Here is a 17965-nt window from a genome sequence, read left to right on the forward strand (position 1 = left end):
GCGGGCTGGGCGGTTACAAGCGCCAGGTCATCGGCTTCTCCGGTTGGTAGCTGCAGGACGAGCCGGTCGTGATGGTGGTGCGGAGGTGGTCGGCCAGTTCCGGGTGGAGGTCGCGCAGTTTGCGGAGGGTGTCGCGGATTCGGGCGGTCACGGCTTTGCGCGCGCGTTCCGTTTCGTCGCCGAGGCGGCGGGTTCGGCCGGACAGACCGGTGGACGTCCGGAGTTCGTCGAGCAGTGCCGCGCGTTCGGTGTCCAGGGCGGCGGCTTTGGCGTCGTCGCCGCGGAGGGCGGCGGTGTCGATCGCCTCGTCTAACTGGTCGAGGCGGCGGCGGTAGGCGGCTTTCGCGGTGTCGTCCAGGACGGGGTCGCCGCTGAAGGTTCGGGTGGCTTCCGATTCGGCGCCGCCGTCGGGGGAGAGCAGTTGTGCGGCGGGGATTTCGGTTCCTGGTCTGCTCAGCAGGAAGTTCAAGTCTCGCAGGCCTTTCGCGTCCGGCATGCGTACTTCCCGGTCGGCGAAACGCAGCGTCCACACCGCGTCGGTTCGGTGGAATTCGTTCGCGGGGACAGGCGGTGGCGACGTCGTGGGGAGCGGGCGGGCGGTGAGGTGCTGCATGCCCAGTTCGGACGCTTCGGCCGCGACGGCGTCGGCCAGGGTGGTCGCGCGGTCGGGGTCGCCCAGGTCTAGCAACGTGCTCGCGAGGTGGTTGCGGGCTTCGACTGCCCACGGGCGGGCGCGCAGCCGGTCCGCGGAACGGGCGGCGGAAGTGAAGCGGGCGGCGGCTGTTTCGTGGTCGCCCAGGGTTTTGTGCAGCAGGCCGGTCCACAGGTCTACCGGGCCGCTCAATTCGCAGCCGTACAAGGAGACCAGCCATTCTCCGGAGTGCGGGGAGAGTTCGCGCAGTAGCCGTTCCGCCGCTGCGCGGTCTTTCAGGACTGCGGCGGCTTGGGCTTGGCAGCGCAGCCACAGCGGGGTGAAGGCGCGCGCATACGGGCCATCTGCGGCCGCTTCGGACAGTTCGTGCCGGGTAGTGGCTGCGTCGCCCGCGAGTGCTGCGGTCAGGGTGCGCAGCAGGGCGGGGTGAGGGAAACCGGCGTCGGTCATTTTTGCGGGGAACTCTGAGGCTTCGGCGAATCTGCCTTGTACGAGCAGCGCGCTCCAGCGCAATTGATCGGGCAGGTAGCCGTAATCGTTGCTGCCGAACGTTTCCGGGGCGGCCAAAGCTTCGGCGAGTGCTGTGTCGGCCTCGGCGAAGCGGCCGCGGAAGGTGCAGATGATGCTGCGGTCGATCGCTTCCGCCACCTTCGCGGCGGGCACGCCCTCGTCGGCGATCGCTTGGAACACCTGGAACTGGTCCAGGTAGCGCGGATCTCCTTGTTCCAGCATCGCGACCCATTTGAGGGAGGCGGCGAAGAATTCGTTCTCGCGGTCGTCGGTGCGTCTCGCGATGGCGGTCAGTTCATCGGTGAGCCGCTCGCGTTCGGCGCCGCTGCCCAGGCCCCAGATCGCGTCGTGCCGTGCCCACAAGGTGAACGCCAGCGCGTCGTCGTCCTCGTCGTCTCGGGCGAGGATCGCGGCGCGGGCGGTGAGTTCCAGCCGGATGCGGTCGAGCGACAGGGGTTCGGCCGCGTTGCCGCCGCACAGTTTTTCGTGTGCCTCGCGGAGGAGTTGAGCGGTGAACTCGCGCCGGGCGCCGCTGGTGCCGAGCTTCGACAGGGTGAGGGCGGCGCGGGCGAGGAGGTTCGCGTTGTCCAGTTGGCGAGCCAGTGCGATGGCTTCCTCGCAGAGGAGCCAGGCCTCGTCTTTCTCCTCGAAGCGCCAGAGCGCGGTGCCTAATTCCAGCGCGACGACTGCTTGGCCGCGTTCGTCCGCGGCGCGCTCGCGGGCTCGGCGCAGGTGCGCGATGGATTCCTCGAACGCCATCCGGGCACCCGCGTCTTTGGCCGCGGCGAGCAGCAGGCGGACGACGTGTCGCGGTTCGAGGTCGGTATTGGCGAGATAGGCGTGCCGGGCTCGCTCGGCGACGCCGACCAGGGTGGGTGTGTGTTCGCTGGCACGTACGACCGCCGCGTGCTGGCGTTGCGCTTGGGCGGGGGTCAGTTCGGCGTATCTCGATTCCCGCACCAGGTCGTGCGCGAAGGCGAAACGGCCTTCTCCGAGTGCGAGGACGAGCCGGGCCGCTACGGCGCGCGTGAGCAGGTGGTCGACCTGTGCGACGGGCGCACCGGCGGTGGCGGCGAGCAGTTGGAGGGAAAACTCGCGGCCGAGCACTGCGGCGTTGGTGAGCAGATCGGTGACGGGACGGGGGAGGAGGGACAGCCGTCGCTGGAGTGCGTCGGCGACTCCGGGCGCGACCGCGGACACTGTGCTCCCGCTGCGCCACAGCCGCGCGGTCTGCTCCACGAAGAACGGGTTGCCGCCGGTGCGCCGATGCACGTCGGCAGCCAGTTCGGTATCTGGATCAGCGCCCGCGGTGCGGCTCATCAGCTCGGCGACTCCGGTTTCGTCCAGGCCGGTGAGCGTGATCGTGGTCGCCTTCGCGAGCAGCGGCAGCATCAGCTGATGCAGAGGATGACTCGGCGCGTCCACCTCGACGTCGCGGTAGGTGCCGATCAGCAGCAGCCGCTCGAACCACGTGTGCCGGGCCGCGAACTCGAGCAGCCGCAGGGACGCGGGGTCGGCCCAGTGCAGATCGTCCAGGACGACGACCACCGGACGTTCCTGGGCCACCGTGACCAGCGCCCGGGTGACGGCGTCGGGCAGCTGGAACCCGTCGTCCGCGGGCGGTTCGGGGGTTTCGCCGAGCAGCGCGGACAGCGTCGGCGAGCTGGCGACGGCCCATTCGTGCGCCGCGGCTTCCCGGCGCAACGAGCGCATGACCTGGACCCATGGCCAATAACCCGGCGCGGCTCCGGACTCCCAGCAGGTGCCTCCGAGGACGAGCGCGCCTGCCTCGCGCGCGTCGTCGGCCAATGCGCTGACCAGCGTGGTCTTGCCGATTCCGGCCTCGCCGGTGACCAGGGTGAGGCCACCGTGGCTGGCCGTGGCGCGCGAGAGCTGCGCGCGCAGTGTCGAGGCGGGGTGGGCCCGCCCGATCAGCGCCGCAGTCATGTCCGGTTCCTCCCTTTCCCTGCGAGCCTCTCACGGACTCGCGATGCCGTCGCGTGCTTTCACCGGCTGCGACCGGCCGGTCACGCCGGCCGATGCCGATGCGGGCCATTCTGTCCGGGGGGTCTGACAATTCCCGGAGCCCGTCACCTGGCCGGGCGACCGGAGTCCACTGTGGACCGGCGCTGGTCACAGGGTGACGGGCGTCTCCGCCGAGGACCGGCGCGAGGGGTGGTTGCGGTACTGTCGCCGACATGGGGAGTCTCCGTTCGCGCGTCCTCGCTTGGGCCGGCCGCCGGTACATCGCCCGCCAGCAGAAGCGCGGTTTCGATCTCGAAAAGATGGCGCTGCTGCCGGATTCGGCGCTGGAGCCGCTGCGCCGCCACGGCCTCGACCCGGTGCCGGACCTCGGCCGGCTGCGCGGCGAGGCGCCGATCAGCAAGCTGGACCTGCCGTTCGGGATGAACGCCTGGCTCGTGACCGGGTACGAGGAGGCCAAGGCCGTCCTCGGGAAGGGAAACGAGTTCAGCAACGACTTCACGAACCTCGTCGGCAACGCGGGCGTCACCGAGGACCAGAACCCGGGCGGTCTCGGATTCGCCGACCCGCCGGTGCACACGCGGCTGCGGAAGCTGCTGACGCCGGAGTTCACGATGCGCCGGCTGTCCCGGCTCACGCCGCGGATCGACGAGATCGTGGCGGGCCAGTTGGACGCGATGGCCGCCGCCGACGGTCCGGTCGACCTGTGGGAGCAGTTCGCCCTGCCGATCCCGTCGCTGACGATCTGCGAGCTGCTCGGCGTGTCCTATGAGGACCGGGCGGACTTCCAGCGGCTGAGCACCGCGCGGTTCGACCTGTTCAGCGGCGCGGGCGCGTCGCTGGGCGCGATCTCGGAATCGCTGGGATACCTGCTCGAGATCGTGCGCAAACAGCGCGAACAGCCCGGCGACGGTCTGCTCGGCATGCTGATCAAGGAACACGGCGACGAGATCGACGACCGCGAACTCGCCGGTCTCGCGGACGGCATCCTGACCGGCGGTCTCGAGACCACGGCGAGCATGCTGGCGCTGGGCGCGCTGGTGGTGCTGCGCGACCCGGCCGCGTTCGACGCGGTCCGGGGCGACGACGACTCGGTGCACCGGTTCGTCGAGGAACTGCTGCGGTACCTGACGGTGGTGCAGATGGCGTTCCCGCGGTTCGCGAAGCAGGACCTGGACGTCGCCGGGGTGCACATCAGCGAGGGCGACATCGTGCTGGTGTCGCTGTCGGTCGCGGACCGCGACCCGGTGCTCGGCACGGGCGACATGGACCGCTTCGACCCGTCCCGGGAGCCGTCCTCGCACTTGGCGTTCGGATACGGCATCCACCGGTGCATCGGCGCGGAACTGGGCCGGATGGAGCTGCGCGCGGCGTACCCGGCGCTGGTCCGGCGATTCCCGAACCTGCGGCTGGCGGTGCAGCCGGAGGAGCTGGCGTTCCGGAAGGTGTCGATCGTGTACGGGCTCGATTCGCTGCCGGTGCTGGTGGACTGACGCCGGAACTCCGGGCGTCGGGGGGTGGTTGCCCGGGCCGGTTCGGGCAGGGGAACGGCCGGTCGGCGCCCGGGCTTGGTGCGCGGCGGGAATGACCGCCGGATTCGGCGGATGGACCCGGCCGACGGCTTGGGCCAGCGGGCAGCGGCCGATCCGATGGCCCGGCCGGATTCAGCGGTGAGCTGATGGGGCGGCGAGCGTGGTCGGATCAGCGGCGCGCTAATGGGGCGCGAGCGCGGTCGAATCGGCGGTGGGCTGGCGGGGTGCGAGTGCGGTCGGATCAGCTGGTGGGCTGGCGGGGTGCGAGTGCGGTCGGATCAGCGGTGGGCTGCCGAGGTGCGAGCGTAGTCGAATCAGCGGTGAGCTGATGAGGCCTGAGTGCGGTCGAACCAACGCCGTGAACGACGAGGCAGTCGAATGACGGCACCCTCACAGCGCGAGAGATTCAGTGCGCAACCTGCCCCCGGTTCCCCTCGCCGGACTACATTCCCGGCAGGGCTCAACCTGCCGCCGTCCTTGGGCGGCCGCGCCGATTCGGAACAGGGCTCAACCTGCCGCCGTCCTTGGGCGGCCGCGCCGATTCGGAACAGGGCTCAACCCGCTGCCGTCCTTCGACAGCGGCGCCGATCCGAAAGGGTTCATCGCACCCCTCTCGGCCGGAACTGCACGCTGATCCGCGGCCCCACCGCCCGGGCCGTCTTCGGGATCGCGTGTTCCCACGTTCGCTGGCACGACCCGCCCATCACGATCAAGTCCCCGTGTCCCAACGGGTATCGCACCGAGTCCCCGCCGCCTCTCGGGCGCAGCGCCAGATGCCGGGCCGCGCCGACGGACAGGATCGCCACCATGGTGTCCTCGGTCCGGCCGCGGCCGAGGTCGTCGCCGTGCCAGGCGACGCTGTCCTGGCCGTCGCGGTAGTAGCAGAGCCCGGCCGTGCGGAACGGTTCGCCCAGTGCAGCCGCGTAGTGCGCGGACAGTGCCTCCCTCGCCTCGGTCAGGACTGGATGCGGCAGCGGCGCGTGCTCCCGGTAGAAGCACAGCAGCCGCGGAACGGCGACGACTCGGTCGTACATCTGCCGGCGCTCCGCGTACCACGGGACCTCGGCCGCCAGGTGCTCGTACAGCTCGTCCGAGCCGTCGAGCCATCCCGGCAGCACGTCGATCCACGCGCCTTGCCCCAGTTCGGTGCGCCGCACCCCGGACAGCGGGCCCAGTGCGGCCGGCCCGCTGGCACCGAACAGCGAGCCCTGAAATGCCTGACTCATGCCTCCAAGTTACACGACGATCGAACACCTGTTCGGATGAACTACTCGGCGGGCTTGGGGTGTGCTGTGACGACGAGCCGGTGCAGCCGGGCATCGGGGGCGGATTCGTTGTGATAGCGGGACACGAGGTCGGTCACGAGGGTGGTCAACTCGTCGGTGAACGCCGAACGGTCGCGGGCGGAGGCGAACGCGATTTCCGTGTCCAGGGTCAGCGTCGAGAGCGGTTTGCCCGCGCGGGCCGCGCGCCGGGCCAGGCCGGCGACCTCGCGCAGGGTCCGGCCGGCGACGGCCAGCAGGTAGCTCGCCGAGAGGCGGTCCGGCTCGACCCGGGCGGCGCCGGCCGGGCCGAGTGCGGCGGGGGAGACCAGGTAGGCCCCGGCGGTGGCGGCGAAAAGCCGTTCGGTGAGGCCGCCCCACTGCCGGGTTCCGGCGGGTTCGACGAGGCCGTGCGATTCGAGCGCGCGCAGGTGGTAGTTGACCTTTTGCCTGGTCAGGCCCACCTTGGCGGCCAGCGCCGCGGCGGACGCCGGTTCGGTCAGCGCGGCCAGCAGGCGGGCGCGCACCGGGTCCAGCGCGGCCGCCGCGACGGCGGGGTCCTCGATCACTTCGACGTCCTGCATTCCCTGAGCCAAGCAGTGACAAACAAAGTCGTCAAGGGACGCGCCCTTGTCCGCGACCGGCCGGGGACTTACAGTGATCACCCAGTGGTCTGGACCTGTACCGCTACCGCCGCCCTGAGTTCGACGGAGGTTGGCACGTGCGCACGAGAACCCGGATCGGCGGAGCACTGGCGGCGGCGGTGTGCGGGGTGGCGATTCTCGCCCCGGTCGCGGACGCCCAGGTCGGCGGCGGCACCTGGAAGCCGTGGTCGCCGGGGTACAAGGAACAGCAGAAGGGCTGCGGCCAGGTCAGCGGGCTCACTTTCAAGCTGACCTGCTCCGACGGAAGCGGCGAGCAGCGGGCCGAGCGCCGCTACGACACCTACACCGGCGGTACGCACCAATTCGAGGGCTCCTTCAAGATCACCAGCATGGGCGGCTCGCGGATCAGCCTGAAGCAGACATTCCGCGACGGTTCGAACGCCGGGCCGTATTTCCTGCTGGCGGTGGAGAAGGGCGGCCGGCTGTACACCGTGGAGAACGGTCAGACGGTGGCGACCGGCGCGACTGTCGGGACTTCGGTGCGAGTCAACACGATCAATGAGGTCGGCAGCTCGCACAAGGTGTACATCAACGGTTCGCTGAAGCAGACGGACGACAGCCCGTCGGGCAGTTATTACGACAAGTTCGGGTCGTACCGGACGGCGAGCGGGGCGGGGCCGATTACCGTGCAGTGGAGCGGAATCAAGTTCTGGACCAGGTGATCGCTTTCTCGCCGGACGGGTGCTTTCCGCCGCCTGGCATCCGTCCGGCGAGAATTTCCGTTGCCGTGGCAGGGGAATTCGGTCACTGTTGCCGCCATGACTTTGGTTGAGCATTACGGCACCGAGACCGCTGAGAGCGCCCGGCTTGTCCGGTCGCCGCACGGCAGGCTGGAATTCCGGCGCACGCAAGAAATCGTGCGCAGAGCGATACCGGCGACGCGGCAGAGAGTGCTCGACGTCGGCGGGGCGACTGGCGTGCACGCCCGATGGCTGGCCGCGGACGGACATTCGGTGCACGTGGTCGATCCGGTGGCCGGTCATGTCGCGGAGGCGGCCGAGGTCGCGCGCGGGCGATTGCCGAATCCCGGCGCGTGCTTCGTCCCGGTGGCATTTTGTTCGCCGCTGCGATGAGCCGCTATCTCTCAACCATGGAGGCCGGAATCAATGGCCGGGCAGTAAGAGCTGTCCTCGACACGGGACACTACGACGGCCACGTCGGTTTCGTTCCCGCGCATTTCCACACCGCGGACGAACTTCGCAGCGAGCTGGAAACCGCTGACCTGTCGGGGATTTCGGTGTACGGCGTGGAAGGCCCGGCCTGGCCCGCGTGGACGCGGCCCTTCGCTGCGCCCGCCTGGTCGAACAAGATCCGCTCCTGATCAACGCCAGTCCGTATTTCCTCGCCGTGGCCGTCAACTAGCCCATTTGTCCGGCGAATCCCAGGCCGTGAGCTTCCGGCGGCTGGTGAACCGGCGATGTTCCCCGCTCAGCGGATCGTCGAATTCCAGCACTTTCGCCAGCAGCTGCAACGGTTTCGTGAAGTCGTCCAGCGGTTTCTCGTGCAGCTCCGGATAGAAATCGTCGCCGAGGATGGGGATTCCCAAAGAACACATGTGGACCCGCAACTGGTGCGTGCGTCCAGTAGCGGGAGTGAGCCGATAGCGGCCCAGCCCGTCCCGGTGTTCCAGCAGTTCCACTGTGGACTCCGAGTTCGGCGGTCCGGGAATCTCCTGTGCGGCCAGCACTCCGCGCTCCTTGATGATCCTGCTGTGCACGGTCCGAGGAAGTTCCAGGGCCGGATCGTACGGTGCGATCGCCTCGTATTCCTTGTGCACCAACCGATCGCGGAACATCGTCTGGTACGCGCCCCGTGCGGACGGCGTGATCACGAACATCACCACCCCCGCCGTCACGCGGTCGAGACGGTGGGCAGGGGACAGCGCGGGCAGATCCAGCGAACGGCGCAACCGCACCAGCGCGGTTTCCAGTACGTGCCGTCCGCGCGGGATGGTTGCCAGGAAATGCGGTTTGTCGACCACCAGCAGGTGCTCGTCGCGGTGCAGGACGGTGACGTCGAACGGCACCGGGACCTCGTCCGGCAGATCGCGGTGGAACCAGATGAACGAACCGGGGACGTACGCCGCGTCGATCCCCAGTGGACCGTCCTCTCCGTGGATCCGCTGCTCGTGCAGCATTTCCTCGATCCGCGCGGGGGCGACGCGGGGCAGGCGTTCGACCAGGTGCTCCAGCAGCGTCGTCCACGGGCCCTCGTCGGGCAGCCGCAGCCGGGCCGGGTCTAGGCCGTGCCGGGGCGGGATCGGGGCCGGGCGCTTGCGTCTCATCGGCTCCCGAGTCTAGTCGGCGGGGTCGCGCCGGTAGGCCGCGATGTAGCGGGCGGTCGCCTCGGCGTTGGCCTCGGCGGCTTTCTCGCGCCGGATCCGCTTGCCGGTTCCGGGCGGGAAACCGTTGCGCGACAACCGGTGGTCGATGCTTTCCTCCATGTAGGCGCACGAGTAGAAGTACGACACCAGCGCGGCCATCAGCACGATCGCCAGCCGCAACCCGAGCGGGGCCGGCAGCAGCAGCCAGACCAGGCACAGCGGCGCGATGCCCACCGACGCGCGCAGGACGTGGCGCGCCTTCCAGTGTTTGGACGTCGCGTCGTGCAGCAGCCAGTCGCGGTAGCGCTCGGGAAGCCGTCCGCTCACGGCGTACCAGAACCAGTGGAGAACGCCAGGCCGTTCGGTCATCGTCCCTCCTCGGAGTCTGCGTCCATAGTACCCTAATGATTAGTACACTAACTATTAGTGTGGTGCAGCCCGCGCTAGAGTGGGCCCGAGCACGAGGAGGACGAGTGGCCGAGATCGACCTTGGCGAGGACCCGCTGAAGCTCGACCGGCAGGTGTGTTTCGCGCTGTCGGTCGCCTCGCGCAGCGTGATCGCGATTTACCGGCCGCTGCTGGAGCCGCACGGGCTGACCCACCCGCAGTACCTGGTGATGCTGGCGCTGTGGGAGCAGTCGCCGCGTTCGGTCAAGGACCTCAGCACGGCGTTGCGGCACGAGCCCGCGACACTGTCGCCGCTGCTCAAACGGCTGGAGGCGGTCGGGTACGTGACCCGCGGCCGCAGCCGGGCCGACGAGCGCCAGCTGACCGTCGAACTCACCGAGAAGGGGCGGGAGCTGCGCGCCGAGGCGGAGAAAATCCCGTATCGCGTCGTCGAGCGGCTCGGCATGGAGGTTTCCGAGCTGGAGGCGCTGCACGCCGCGCTCGGCCGCGTGATCGAAGCGACCGCCTAGCGGGAAGAACCAGCGTCCGGATCCGGTTCCGCTCAAGGAAACGTGCCGACTGAGCGGAGCGAGCGTGGACAAGATCCGGGTGGGGGTGGCTCCGGGACTCGGGACCGGGCCGGCGGAATTCTCCGGTTTGGCGGAGCTGACGGAGGCGGCGGGCGTCGACTCGCTGTGGCTGTCGGAAGTGGTCTATTCGCCGGACGTCGACCCGTTGATCGGCATGACGCACGCGCTGGCCCGCACCGAACGGCTCAAACTGGGCACGGGCGTGGCGATCCTTCCCGGACGGAACCCGGTGCTGGTGGCGAAACAGCTGGTCACGCTTGCCGGGCTGGCTCCGAAACGGGTGCTTCCGGTGTTCGGGCTGATGCCCGCACAGCCCGCGGAACGCGCCCTGTTCCCGGTGCCGGAGGGCCGGCGCGCGGCGGTCTTCGACGAGTCGCTCGCGTTGCTGCGCCTGCTGCTGGAACAGGACAATGTGTCCTTCGACGGCGAGTTTTTCCAGGTCGACGGCGTGACGATCGGACCGCGTCCGGCGAAGCGGCTCGACGTCTGGGTCGGCGGGTCGGCCCCGGCGGCGTTGCGTCGCGCGGGCCGGTTGTCCGACGGGTGGCTCGGCAGTTTTCACACGCCGGAGCAGTCCCGGGCGGCGCGGCTGGCGATCCAGGAAGCCGCTGCCGAGGCCGATCGGGAGATCGAATCGGACCACTTCGGGTTGAGCCTGGTGCTGGCGCTGCACGGGATTCCGGAAAGGCTGCGGGCGGTCGCGCAGCAGCGCAATCCGGGCCGTCCGGCCACCGAACTCGTGCCCACCAGCTGGGCCGAGGCACGCCGGATGATCGAGCAGCACATCCAGGCCGGACTCACGAAATTCGTGGTCCGGCCCGGATACTCCGGCGACTACCGGCAGTTCCTCGACGATTTCGTGCGCGAACTCGTGCCGCTGCAGAACTAGAACGTCAGCTGTTCGGTCTTGCGGGGCATGAGCAGCAGCGCGACGACGCTGAGCACCGACACGGCCACGATCGCGAGGAACACGTTGTGGGTGGCCCCGGCGAGCGATTCGCGCACGTACATCGTGGCCGGTGAGTTGTCGTGCGCGCCGCTGAGGATGCGGCTGGTGGCGTCGACGCTCGCCGGAAGGTGCCCGGCGACCTCCGCGGGCGGGTTCGCGAACCGGCCCGCGAGGGTGGCGTTGGCGATCGCACCGAAGATCGCCGTGCCGACCGCGCTGCCCAGCGAACGGCTGAACATGTTGGTCGCGGTCACCACGCCGCGGCGCTCCCAGCCGACCGTGGACTGCACGGCCACCACAGTCGGGCTCGACGAAAGCCCGAGCCCGATACCGACCACGAACACGGCCGCCGCGGCCATCCAGACCACCGAGTCCAGGCCGAGGAACGTCGCGATGATGGTCCCGATGAGCAGGAATCCGCTGCCGATCAGGGCTGTGTCGCGAAATCCGATGCGCAAGTAGACCTTTCCGGACAACGACGCCGCGATCGGCCAACCGATCGTGAGCGCGGCCAGCGCGAAGCCCGCGGTGAGCGCGTCCGTGCCGAGCACGCCTTCCGCATACGTCGGCAGGAACGAGCTGAAGCCCAGCAACACCGCGCCCGTCACGAGCGCGACCAGGTTCCCGCCGATCAGCGTGCGCCGGGTGAACACCCACAGCGGCAGCACGGGTTCCTCCGCGCGCCGCTCCACCAGGACGAACGTGACCAGCATCAGAACGGAGACAGTGAAGATCGCCAGGCTCGGCGCGGACGTCCAGCCCCACGCGACCCCGCCTTCCAACAGGGCCAGGATCAGCAGCGCGCAGCCGAGCGTCAGCAGGGTCGCGCCGGTGTAGTCGACCTTGTGCCGCGTGCGTTTCACCTGCTCGGTGAACTTGCGGTAGAGCATCCAGGCGGCGAGCGCGCCGAGCGGCAGGTTGACGAAGAAGATCCACCGCCAGCTGAGGTATTCGGCGAACACGCCGCCGAGCGTCGGCCCGATCACCGAGGCGACCGCCCACACGCCGGCCAGGTAGCCCTGCACCCGGGCCCGCTCCTCGACTGTGTACAGGTCGCCGACCATCGTCATGCTGATCGGCTGGACCGCGCCCGCGCCGATGCCCTGCACCGCGCGCGCCGCGATCAGCACCGGCATGCTCCACGCGACGCCGCACAGCACCGAGCCGAGCAGGAACGCGGCGATGCCGAAGAACATCACCGGGCGGCGGCCGAGGACGTCGGCGAACTTCCCGTACAGCGGCACGGTGACCGCCTGGGTGAGCAGGTAGATCGAGAACAGCCACGGGAACTGGGAAAACCCGCCGAGGTCGCGCACCACCGAAGGGACCGCGGTGGCGATGATGGTGCTGTCGAGGGCCACGAGGCCGGTGCTCAGCATGACGGCGGCGAGGACGGGTCCCCGCTCGGAACGAAGGCCTACGGCGGCGCGTTTCGCCGCGGGCGGACTGCTCGTGCTACCCATGCCGGGAATAAACCCCTTCGCCCCGGCAAGCATTCCCCAGCCGATCGATCGGTGCCCGAGGGTCCGCCTGACCGCCATCATGGAGGGATGGACAGATGGGTGCGGCCGATCGGCCGGGGCTGGGTCGTTCAGGGCGCGGTGCCGGGACCGGATGTCGACGAGTTCGCTGAACCCGAGGCGGTGACCAGGGCACTCGCGGCGGCGGAAGGGGACACGCTGCTGGCCGCGCAGCATCCGGCGCGGACCCCGGCGGCCCTGGCGGCCGGGTTGGACGTCGAGGCCGCGCTGCCGGAGGCGCGGGCGACGCTCGAACGGCTGCTGACCGGGCACTACCGGCCGGAAACCGGGTTCGTCGCGGCCTACCGGATCGGCGAAACCATCGCGGGCGTGCTGTGCATGGTCGACGTCCGGGAGCTGACCTCGGCCGACGCGCACGTGAAGCACACCGAGGAGGTCTATCCGGAAGTGGTCGCCGAGCGCGCGGCCGTGCTGGACGGCCTTGGCTGCGCGACGAGCGCCGCGCTCCTCGTGCCGGTCGGCGACGGTGCGGACCTGACCGCGGCGGTCAAGGAAGCGGCGAGCTCAGCGGATCCGGATGTGTCCACTGTGGACCGGGCGGGCCTGCCGCACGAGCTGTGGGTGGTGGGTCCCGGCGACATGCAGGAACGGCTGTTGGAGGCCGCGTCGGCGAGCGATCTGCTGGTGGCGGACGGGAATCACCGGGTCGCGGCCGCGGCCGGGAGCGGGCAGCTGCTGGCGTTGATCACGGCGGGCTCGCAGCTGGAGATCCGGGCGATCAACCGCGTGCTCGTCGGAACCGGGCGCACCGCCGAGGCCCTGTTCGAGGCTTGGCAGGCGGCCGGGCTGGACGTGGCCTGGTCGGATGACGGAACCCCGCCTTCCTGCCCGGGCACGGCGGTGGTGCTGGCCGGATCGCGGGTGCTGCGGGTGCGGCTGCCGGGATCGGATCCGCTGGTGATCGACCACGAGGTGGTGGAACAGCTGCTCCTCGGCTCGGCGCTCGGGCTCGACCCGGAGGGCCCGCACGTCCGCCCGCTGCTGCCGGTCAGCCCGGTCCCGCCGGACGCGGACGCGGTGGTGCAGCTGGCCCCGGTGCCGTTCGAGACGGTGCAGGCGGTGCACGCGGTGGGGCGGCGGATGCCGCGGAAGGCTACGTACTTCACGCCGAAGCCGCGGGGCGGGCTGGTGCTGGCGCGCTGGTAAAAGGTGCAGGTCAGCGTCTGTTCCGCTTAGGATCGCGCGGGTGGAGCTACCCCTGATGCCGCCGGTGCGGCCGATGCTCGCCAAAGCTGTGCACGAGGTGCCGCGCGACGGCGGGTTCTGGTACGAACCGAAGTGGGACGGCTTCCGCTGCGTGGTGTTTCGCGACGGCGACGAGGTCGAGCTCGGTTCGCGCAACGACCGGCCGCTCACCCGGTACTTTCCGGAGCTGGTCGAGCTGCTGCGGGACGCGCTGCCGGACAGATGCGTGGTCGACGGCGAGATCGTGCTGGTCACGCCGCGCGGGCTGGACTTCGGGGCGTTGCAGCTGCGGCTGCACCCGGCGGCCAGCCGCGTCCGGAAGCTGGCGGAGGAGACTCCCGCCAGCTTCGTCGCGTTCGACCTGCTCGCGCTGGGGGAGCAGGACCTGACCGAGAAACCGTTCGCCGAACGGCGGCGCGCGCTGGAGGGGATTTTCGCGCCCTCGAGCGGTTTGCAGCGGGTGCACCTGACCCCGCTCACCACGGACCCGGACATCGCGCAGGACTGGTTCACCCGGTTCGAGGGCGCGGGCTTCGACGGGGTCATGGCGAAGCCCGCCGATCTGCCTTATGAGCAGGACAAACGCGTGATGCTGAAGGTGAAGCACGAGCGCACGGCGGACTGTGTCGTCGCCGGTTTCCGGTGGCACAAGGACGGCAAGGGCGTCGGATCGCTGCTGCTCGGGCTGTACGACGACGAGGGTTCGCTGCACCACGTCGGCGTCGCGAGCAGCTTCACCGCGGTGCGGCGGCGGGAGCTGGTCGAGGAGCTGGCTCCGTGGCGGGAGAACGCGCTCGAGGGACACCCCTGGCGGAGCTGGGCGGAATGGCAGGCCGACGAGGTCCGCCGGCCGGGCGCGAACAGCCGGTGGGCGCCGGACAAGGACCTGTCGTGGGAACCGCTGCGCCCGGAACAGGTCGCCGAAGTCCGCTACGAACACCTGCAAGGCGGCCGATTCCGGCACGGCGGACGATTGGTCCGCTTCCGCCCGGACCGGACTCCGGATTCCTGCACCTACGCACAACTCGACGAAGCCCCGCCGGCCGAACTGGCGGACCTGTTCGGGGAGGCCCGATGAGCGGCGTGACACTGGAACTAGACGGCGTCGAACTGACTATTTCCAGCCCCGACAAGATCTATTTCCCAGAACGAGGCGAGACAAAACTCGATCTCGTACGCTATTACCAGGCCGTCGCAGGCCCACTGCTGGCCAGACTGGGCGGACGCCCATTGCTGCTGGAACGCTATCCAGACGGCGCGGGCGGAAAATCGTGGTTCCAAAAACGCACGCCCAAAAACGCTCCTTCCTGGCTGGCCACAGCCGTTGTCTCCACCCCGAACGGCACCACCAGCGACGCCTTGGTGGCCGCGAACCTGGCACACGTCCTGTGGGCGGTAAACCAAGGCTGCCTGGGCTTCCACGTCTGGCCGAACCGCGCGGCAGCATTGGATATCGCGGACGAACTGCGAATCGACCTGGACCCGTCGCCCGGGATCGGCTTCCCGCAACTGCGCGAGGCAGCGGTGTTAGTGCGCGAATTCCTTGCCGAGCTGGAAATCGAGGTCTATGTGAAGACTTCGGGTTCGAGGGGTCTGCACCTGTATTCCATACTGGAACCCCGCTGGGACGGCTACGAGGTACGAGCAGCCGCAGTGGCCTTGGCGCGGGCTTTGGAACGGCGGCACCCGGACCTCATCACCGCACAATGGTGGAAGGAAGAACGCGGCTCGCGGGTTTTCGTAGACTTCAACCAGAATGCCCCGCACAAAACGGTTTTCGGGGCTTGGTGCGTGCGGCCGAGAGTCGGTGGACAGGTTTCGACGCCGATTGCCTGGGACGAACTGGCGACAGTGGAACCGGACGCCCTGACGTTGTCGACGGTTCCGGTTCTCGTGGAGGAGCGGGGCGATCCATGGGCGGGGGCGAATGATCGGCCGCAGTCGATCGAGGCTCTGCTGGAGATGTCCCGGCAGGATATGGCTGGTGGCTTGATGGACGCGCCTTGGCCGCCGGTGTATCCGAAGATGCCGAACGAGCCGCCTCGGGTCGCGCCGAGCCGGGCGAAGAAGGTGGCTGCCGAGGAGTGACTCGGTGGGACGCACGTCACAGGGCTGATATTGTGACGCCACGGCGATTTGATCGTGTTGCCTGTCCGGGCGCGACGTTGAGGCACCGCGTTCAGCCGTGCTAAGGATGGCGGACCTTAGCTTGCCCAATGGAAACATTGGTCGGGCTTGACGTCTTCTCGTCTGCCTGGCCAGGCAGGCAGGGAGCGCGACCAATGGCGATGGGCCTCGCTGAATACGCGGCGATTGTCGCCGTCACCGGCACAATCGTCGGCGGAATCGTCCGCCCGCTCTGCAAATGGCTCACGGTGAGGACGCTCGCGGCGAAGGCGCGGCCGGAGGACCTTCCCAAGATCGCTGAAGCCCTCCACCCGCCGATGCAGCTGCGCCCAGCCCGCTCAGCAGAGGAGAAGCGGGCTCTTCCAGCAGGCCCTGCCGAGCAACCCACCACGCCCGCGAGCCGCCCAGACGTCCGTGAGGGGAACCCTGAGAGACGCTGATTCCCCCAGGGTTCCCCTCACGACCCCGCCGCGACAGTGAGCGGCCCACGGATTCGGGAGTGCCGGTTGACGGCTCACAACGGACTCTTCGGGGGGATCCATAGGCGGTGGTGAGGGAATCAGCAGGCGGCGGGTGCGTTGAGGGACTCCATAGACGGTGGATGCGCGCCTAAGGCGCGCCGCCGAACTGGAACTCACAACCCCCACCAACGCACCCAACGAACCACGCACCCACACCACCCCCCGCACCCCGATACGAAGCCGCCCTTCAGCACAATCAAGCTTCGGGGTGCCCCCGCAGCAACGAGGAGCAATGTCGCCGCCAGGCGACGAGCCCCCACCCTCACCCCAACGGCAGATCAAACGCCAACTGCTCCTCCAGCCCAACCCCAACAGACGCCCCGGACAAACGAGCCACACACCCAGGACAAGGCGTGACCTCCCCACCCCCCGGCCCAGTCAAATCCACCGGCGTCCAAGTCCGCGAATCCCGCTCCCCGCAAGCGGACCGCCGATACCGAAGATCATCCGCACGAGTCATCAGATGCGCGACCGGATCCTCCTCCGGCAGCGCCCCGACCAAATACCACCGAGCCGCAATAGTCTTCGCCATAGGAACTCGTCCTCCAAAGAGGCTGCGTCGAGCTACCAGGCCATACTGCGACCCCCGCCCCGCTAACCGGCGCGTTTAGCTATCTTCGGCGTGGCGTGCTCACCCATCGGCAGCCTCGGAATCAGGCTCGTCCAAATACCGAAGAAACCGCAAAAGCCCTCGCTCATCAGGCCCGGCGTCCTCGGAGACACACGCAGTGAGCTCCCGCGCAACCCCCGCCGAATCAATCCCGGCCCCGATCAGCACCAGCTCCGTCCGACGCCCGCCAGCCGGCCAAACCGACCGCTCGACCTGCACAAACGCCCCCACGGTATGCAGCCCGAACCGAGACCGAGCCCCCTCCGCCCCCAGATCCACCTGCCCCTTGACCCGATACAACCCAGCGGGCCGGCTCTCCAAAAACGCCATAAACCGCCGCGGCGAAAGCGGCCGATCGGACGTGAACGCGACGCTCTCGTACCGCGCGTGCAAATGCTCGGAATGATCATGCTCACGAAGATCGTCAAACGACAACTGCCCGTAACTCTCCCGAGGTCGAGCATCGAAAAACAACGCCGGATCAACCCGCCCGCGCTCAGTCGGCACCACCGGCACCCCGGGCGCGTACTCCTCGATCACAGCCCGGACCTTGGCCACCGCATCCGCGTCAGCCCGGTCGACCTTGTTGAGAATCACCAGGTCGGCGACCCGCAAATGCTCGGCAAGCTCCGGATGCCGCTCTCGGGAAGCCTCGAACTCCACCGCGTCGACGACCTCGACCAGCCCGCCGTACCGGATATCCGGGTTCTCGCTGGCGATCATCAGCCGCAGCAGGTCACGCGGCTCCGCGATCCCGCTGGCCTCCACGACGATCACATCGATGCCAGCCTCCGGCCGCGAGAGCTTGCCGAGCATGGCGTCGAGCCCGCTGGCGTCGACGGCACAGCACAGACAGCCATTGCCCAGGGACACCATCGTGTCGACCTGCCCGGCGACCGCGAGCGCGTCGATGTTCACGCGGCCGAAGTCGTTGACCACCACGCCGATCCTGGCTCCCTGGCGGTTGGCGAGCAGGTGGTTGAGCATCGTGGTCTTCCCCGCGCCGAGAAAACCCGCGACGAGAACTACCGGAACCCGCTGCCTGGCCACGCTTCAACCCCTTCTGTCGTCCGGGCCGCCGACGATACCTGGCGGTGCCGGGAAGGCAGGCGTTGCCGCCGCCGCGAA

The 17965-nt window shown here is 69.1% G+C and carries 16 protein-coding genes; 9 read left to right on the forward strand and 7 right to left on the reverse strand.

The window, feature by feature from the left end:
• Positions 1 to 13 precede the first annotated feature (13 nt).
• Entirely contained in the window at positions 14 to 3109 is a 3096-nt protein-coding gene (locus ACZ7SW_RS31885) for an ATP-binding protein (RefSeq protein ID WP_470234061.1), read from the reverse strand.
• Between the two features lie 251 nt (positions 3110 to 3360).
• Here ACZ7SW_RS31885 and ACZ7SW_RS31890 point away from each other — a divergent pair, with 251 nt between their 5' ends.
• Positions 3361 to 4638 (forward strand): cytochrome P450, encoded by a 1278-nt coding sequence (locus ACZ7SW_RS31890; protein WP_470234062.1) that lies wholly within the window; start codon positions 3361 to 3363, stop codon positions 4636 to 4638.
• A 638-nt stretch (positions 4639 to 5276) separates the two neighbouring features.
• Here ACZ7SW_RS31890 and ACZ7SW_RS31895 read toward each other — a convergent pair.
• Both ACZ7SW_RS31895 and ACZ7SW_RS31900 read right to left on the reverse strand, forming a co-directional pair.
• Positions 5277 to 5903, reverse strand: a complete 627-nt coding sequence (locus tag ACZ7SW_RS31895) for an alpha-ketoglutarate-dependent dioxygenase AlkB (RefSeq protein WP_470234063.1) — start codon at positions 5901 to 5903, stop codon at positions 5277 to 5279.
• Between the two features lie 41 nt (positions 5904 to 5944).
• Positions 5945 to 6523: an ArsR/SmtB family transcription factor gene (locus ACZ7SW_RS31900; RefSeq protein WP_470234064.1), complete on the reverse strand. Its 579-nt coding sequence runs from the start codon at positions 6521 to 6523 to the stop codon at positions 5945 to 5947.
• Between the two features lie 137 nt (positions 6524 to 6660).
• On the opposite strand from ACZ7SW_RS31900, the gene ACZ7SW_RS31905 reads away from it, so the two are divergent.
• The 3 genes from ACZ7SW_RS31905 (at position 6661) to ACZ7SW_RS31915 (ending at position 7925) form a co-directional block, all read left to right on the forward strand.
• Positions 6661 to 7266: a hypothetical protein gene (locus ACZ7SW_RS31905; RefSeq protein ID WP_470234065.1), complete on the forward strand. Its 606-nt coding sequence runs from the start codon at positions 6661 to 6663 to the stop codon at positions 7264 to 7266.
• A 96-nt stretch (positions 7267 to 7362) separates the two neighbouring features.
• Complete coding sequence (locus ACZ7SW_RS31910) at positions 7363 to 7677, forward strand: class I SAM-dependent methyltransferase (RefSeq protein WP_470234066.1); 315 nt, start codon at positions 7363 to 7365, stop codon at positions 7675 to 7677.
• Positions 7674 to 7925 carry a hypothetical protein gene (locus ACZ7SW_RS31915; RefSeq protein ID WP_470234067.1) on the forward strand — a complete coding sequence of 84 codons (252 nt, stop codon included), beginning with the start codon at positions 7674 to 7676 and terminating at the stop codon, positions 7923 to 7925. Before ACZ7SW_RS31910 ends, ACZ7SW_RS31915 begins: the two co-directional genes overlap by 4 nt.
• A gap of 33 nt (positions 7926 to 7958) precedes the next feature.
• Here ACZ7SW_RS31915 and ACZ7SW_RS31920 read toward each other — a convergent pair whose 3' ends face one another.
• Both ACZ7SW_RS31920 and ACZ7SW_RS31925 read right to left on the reverse strand, forming a co-directional pair.
• Positions 7959 to 8888, reverse strand: coding sequence for an RluA family pseudouridine synthase (locus ACZ7SW_RS31920; RefSeq protein WP_470234068.1), 930 nt, complete (start codon positions 8886 to 8888; stop codon positions 7959 to 7961).
• Positions 8889 to 8900: 12 nt separating this feature from the next.
• A complete protein-coding gene (locus tag ACZ7SW_RS31925) occupies positions 8901 to 9296 on the reverse strand; it encodes a DUF5313 domain-containing protein (RefSeq protein ID WP_470234069.1) in 396 nt (131 codons plus the stop codon).
• A gap of 104 nt (positions 9297 to 9400) precedes the next feature.
• On the opposite strand from ACZ7SW_RS31925, the gene ACZ7SW_RS31930 reads away from it, so the two are divergent.
• Both ACZ7SW_RS31930 and ACZ7SW_RS31935 read left to right on the forward strand, forming a co-directional pair.
• Complete coding sequence (locus ACZ7SW_RS31930) at positions 9401 to 9844, forward strand: MarR family winged helix-turn-helix transcriptional regulator (protein WP_101438764.1); 444 nt, start codon at positions 9401 to 9403, stop codon at positions 9842 to 9844.
• A gap of 64 nt (positions 9845 to 9908) precedes the next feature.
• A complete protein-coding gene (locus ACZ7SW_RS31935; RefSeq protein WP_470234070.1) occupies positions 9909 to 10793 on the forward strand; it encodes a TIGR03854 family LLM class F420-dependent oxidoreductase in 885 nt (294 codons plus the stop codon).
• Here the strand turns inward: ACZ7SW_RS31935 and ACZ7SW_RS31940 are convergent.
• Complete coding sequence (locus tag ACZ7SW_RS31940; protein WP_470234071.1) at positions 10790 to 12316, reverse strand: MDR family MFS transporter; 1527 nt, start codon at positions 12314 to 12316, stop codon at positions 10790 to 10792. The genes ACZ7SW_RS31935 and ACZ7SW_RS31940 overlap by 4 nt on opposite strands.
• 87 nt (positions 12317 to 12403) lie before the next feature.
• Here ACZ7SW_RS31940 and ACZ7SW_RS31945 point away from each other — a divergent pair, with 87 nt between their 5' ends.
• The 3 genes from ACZ7SW_RS31945 to ligD are packed head-to-tail and all read left to right on the forward strand — an operon-like array spanning position 12404 to position 15667.
• The gene (locus tag ACZ7SW_RS31945) at positions 12404 to 13540 is read left to right on the forward strand and encodes a DUF1015 family protein (RefSeq protein WP_470234072.1); all 1137 of its coding nucleotides are present in this window, start codon (positions 12404 to 12406) and stop codon (positions 13538 to 13540) included.
• Between the two features lie 40 nt (positions 13541 to 13580).
• Entirely contained in the window at positions 13581 to 14657 is a 1077-nt protein-coding gene (locus ACZ7SW_RS31950; protein ID WP_470234073.1) for an ATP-dependent DNA ligase, read from the forward strand.
• The gene (gene ligD / locus ACZ7SW_RS31955; protein WP_470234074.1) at positions 14654 to 15667 is read left to right on the forward strand and encodes a non-homologous end-joining DNA ligase; all 1014 of its coding nucleotides are present in this window, start codon (positions 14654 to 14656) and stop codon (positions 15665 to 15667) included. The genes ACZ7SW_RS31950 and ligD overlap by 4 nt, the downstream gene beginning before the upstream one ends.
• 1191 nt (positions 15668 to 16858) lie before the next feature.
• Here the strand turns inward: ligD and ACZ7SW_RS31960 are convergent.
• Positions 16859 to 17887: a CobW family GTP-binding protein gene (locus tag ACZ7SW_RS31960; RefSeq protein ID WP_470234075.1), complete on the reverse strand. Its 1029-nt coding sequence runs from the start codon at positions 17885 to 17887 to the stop codon at positions 16859 to 16861.
• Positions 17888 to 17965 lie beyond the last annotated feature (78 nt).

The organism is Amycolatopsis sp. NPDC114484 (genome assembly GCF_055633755.1).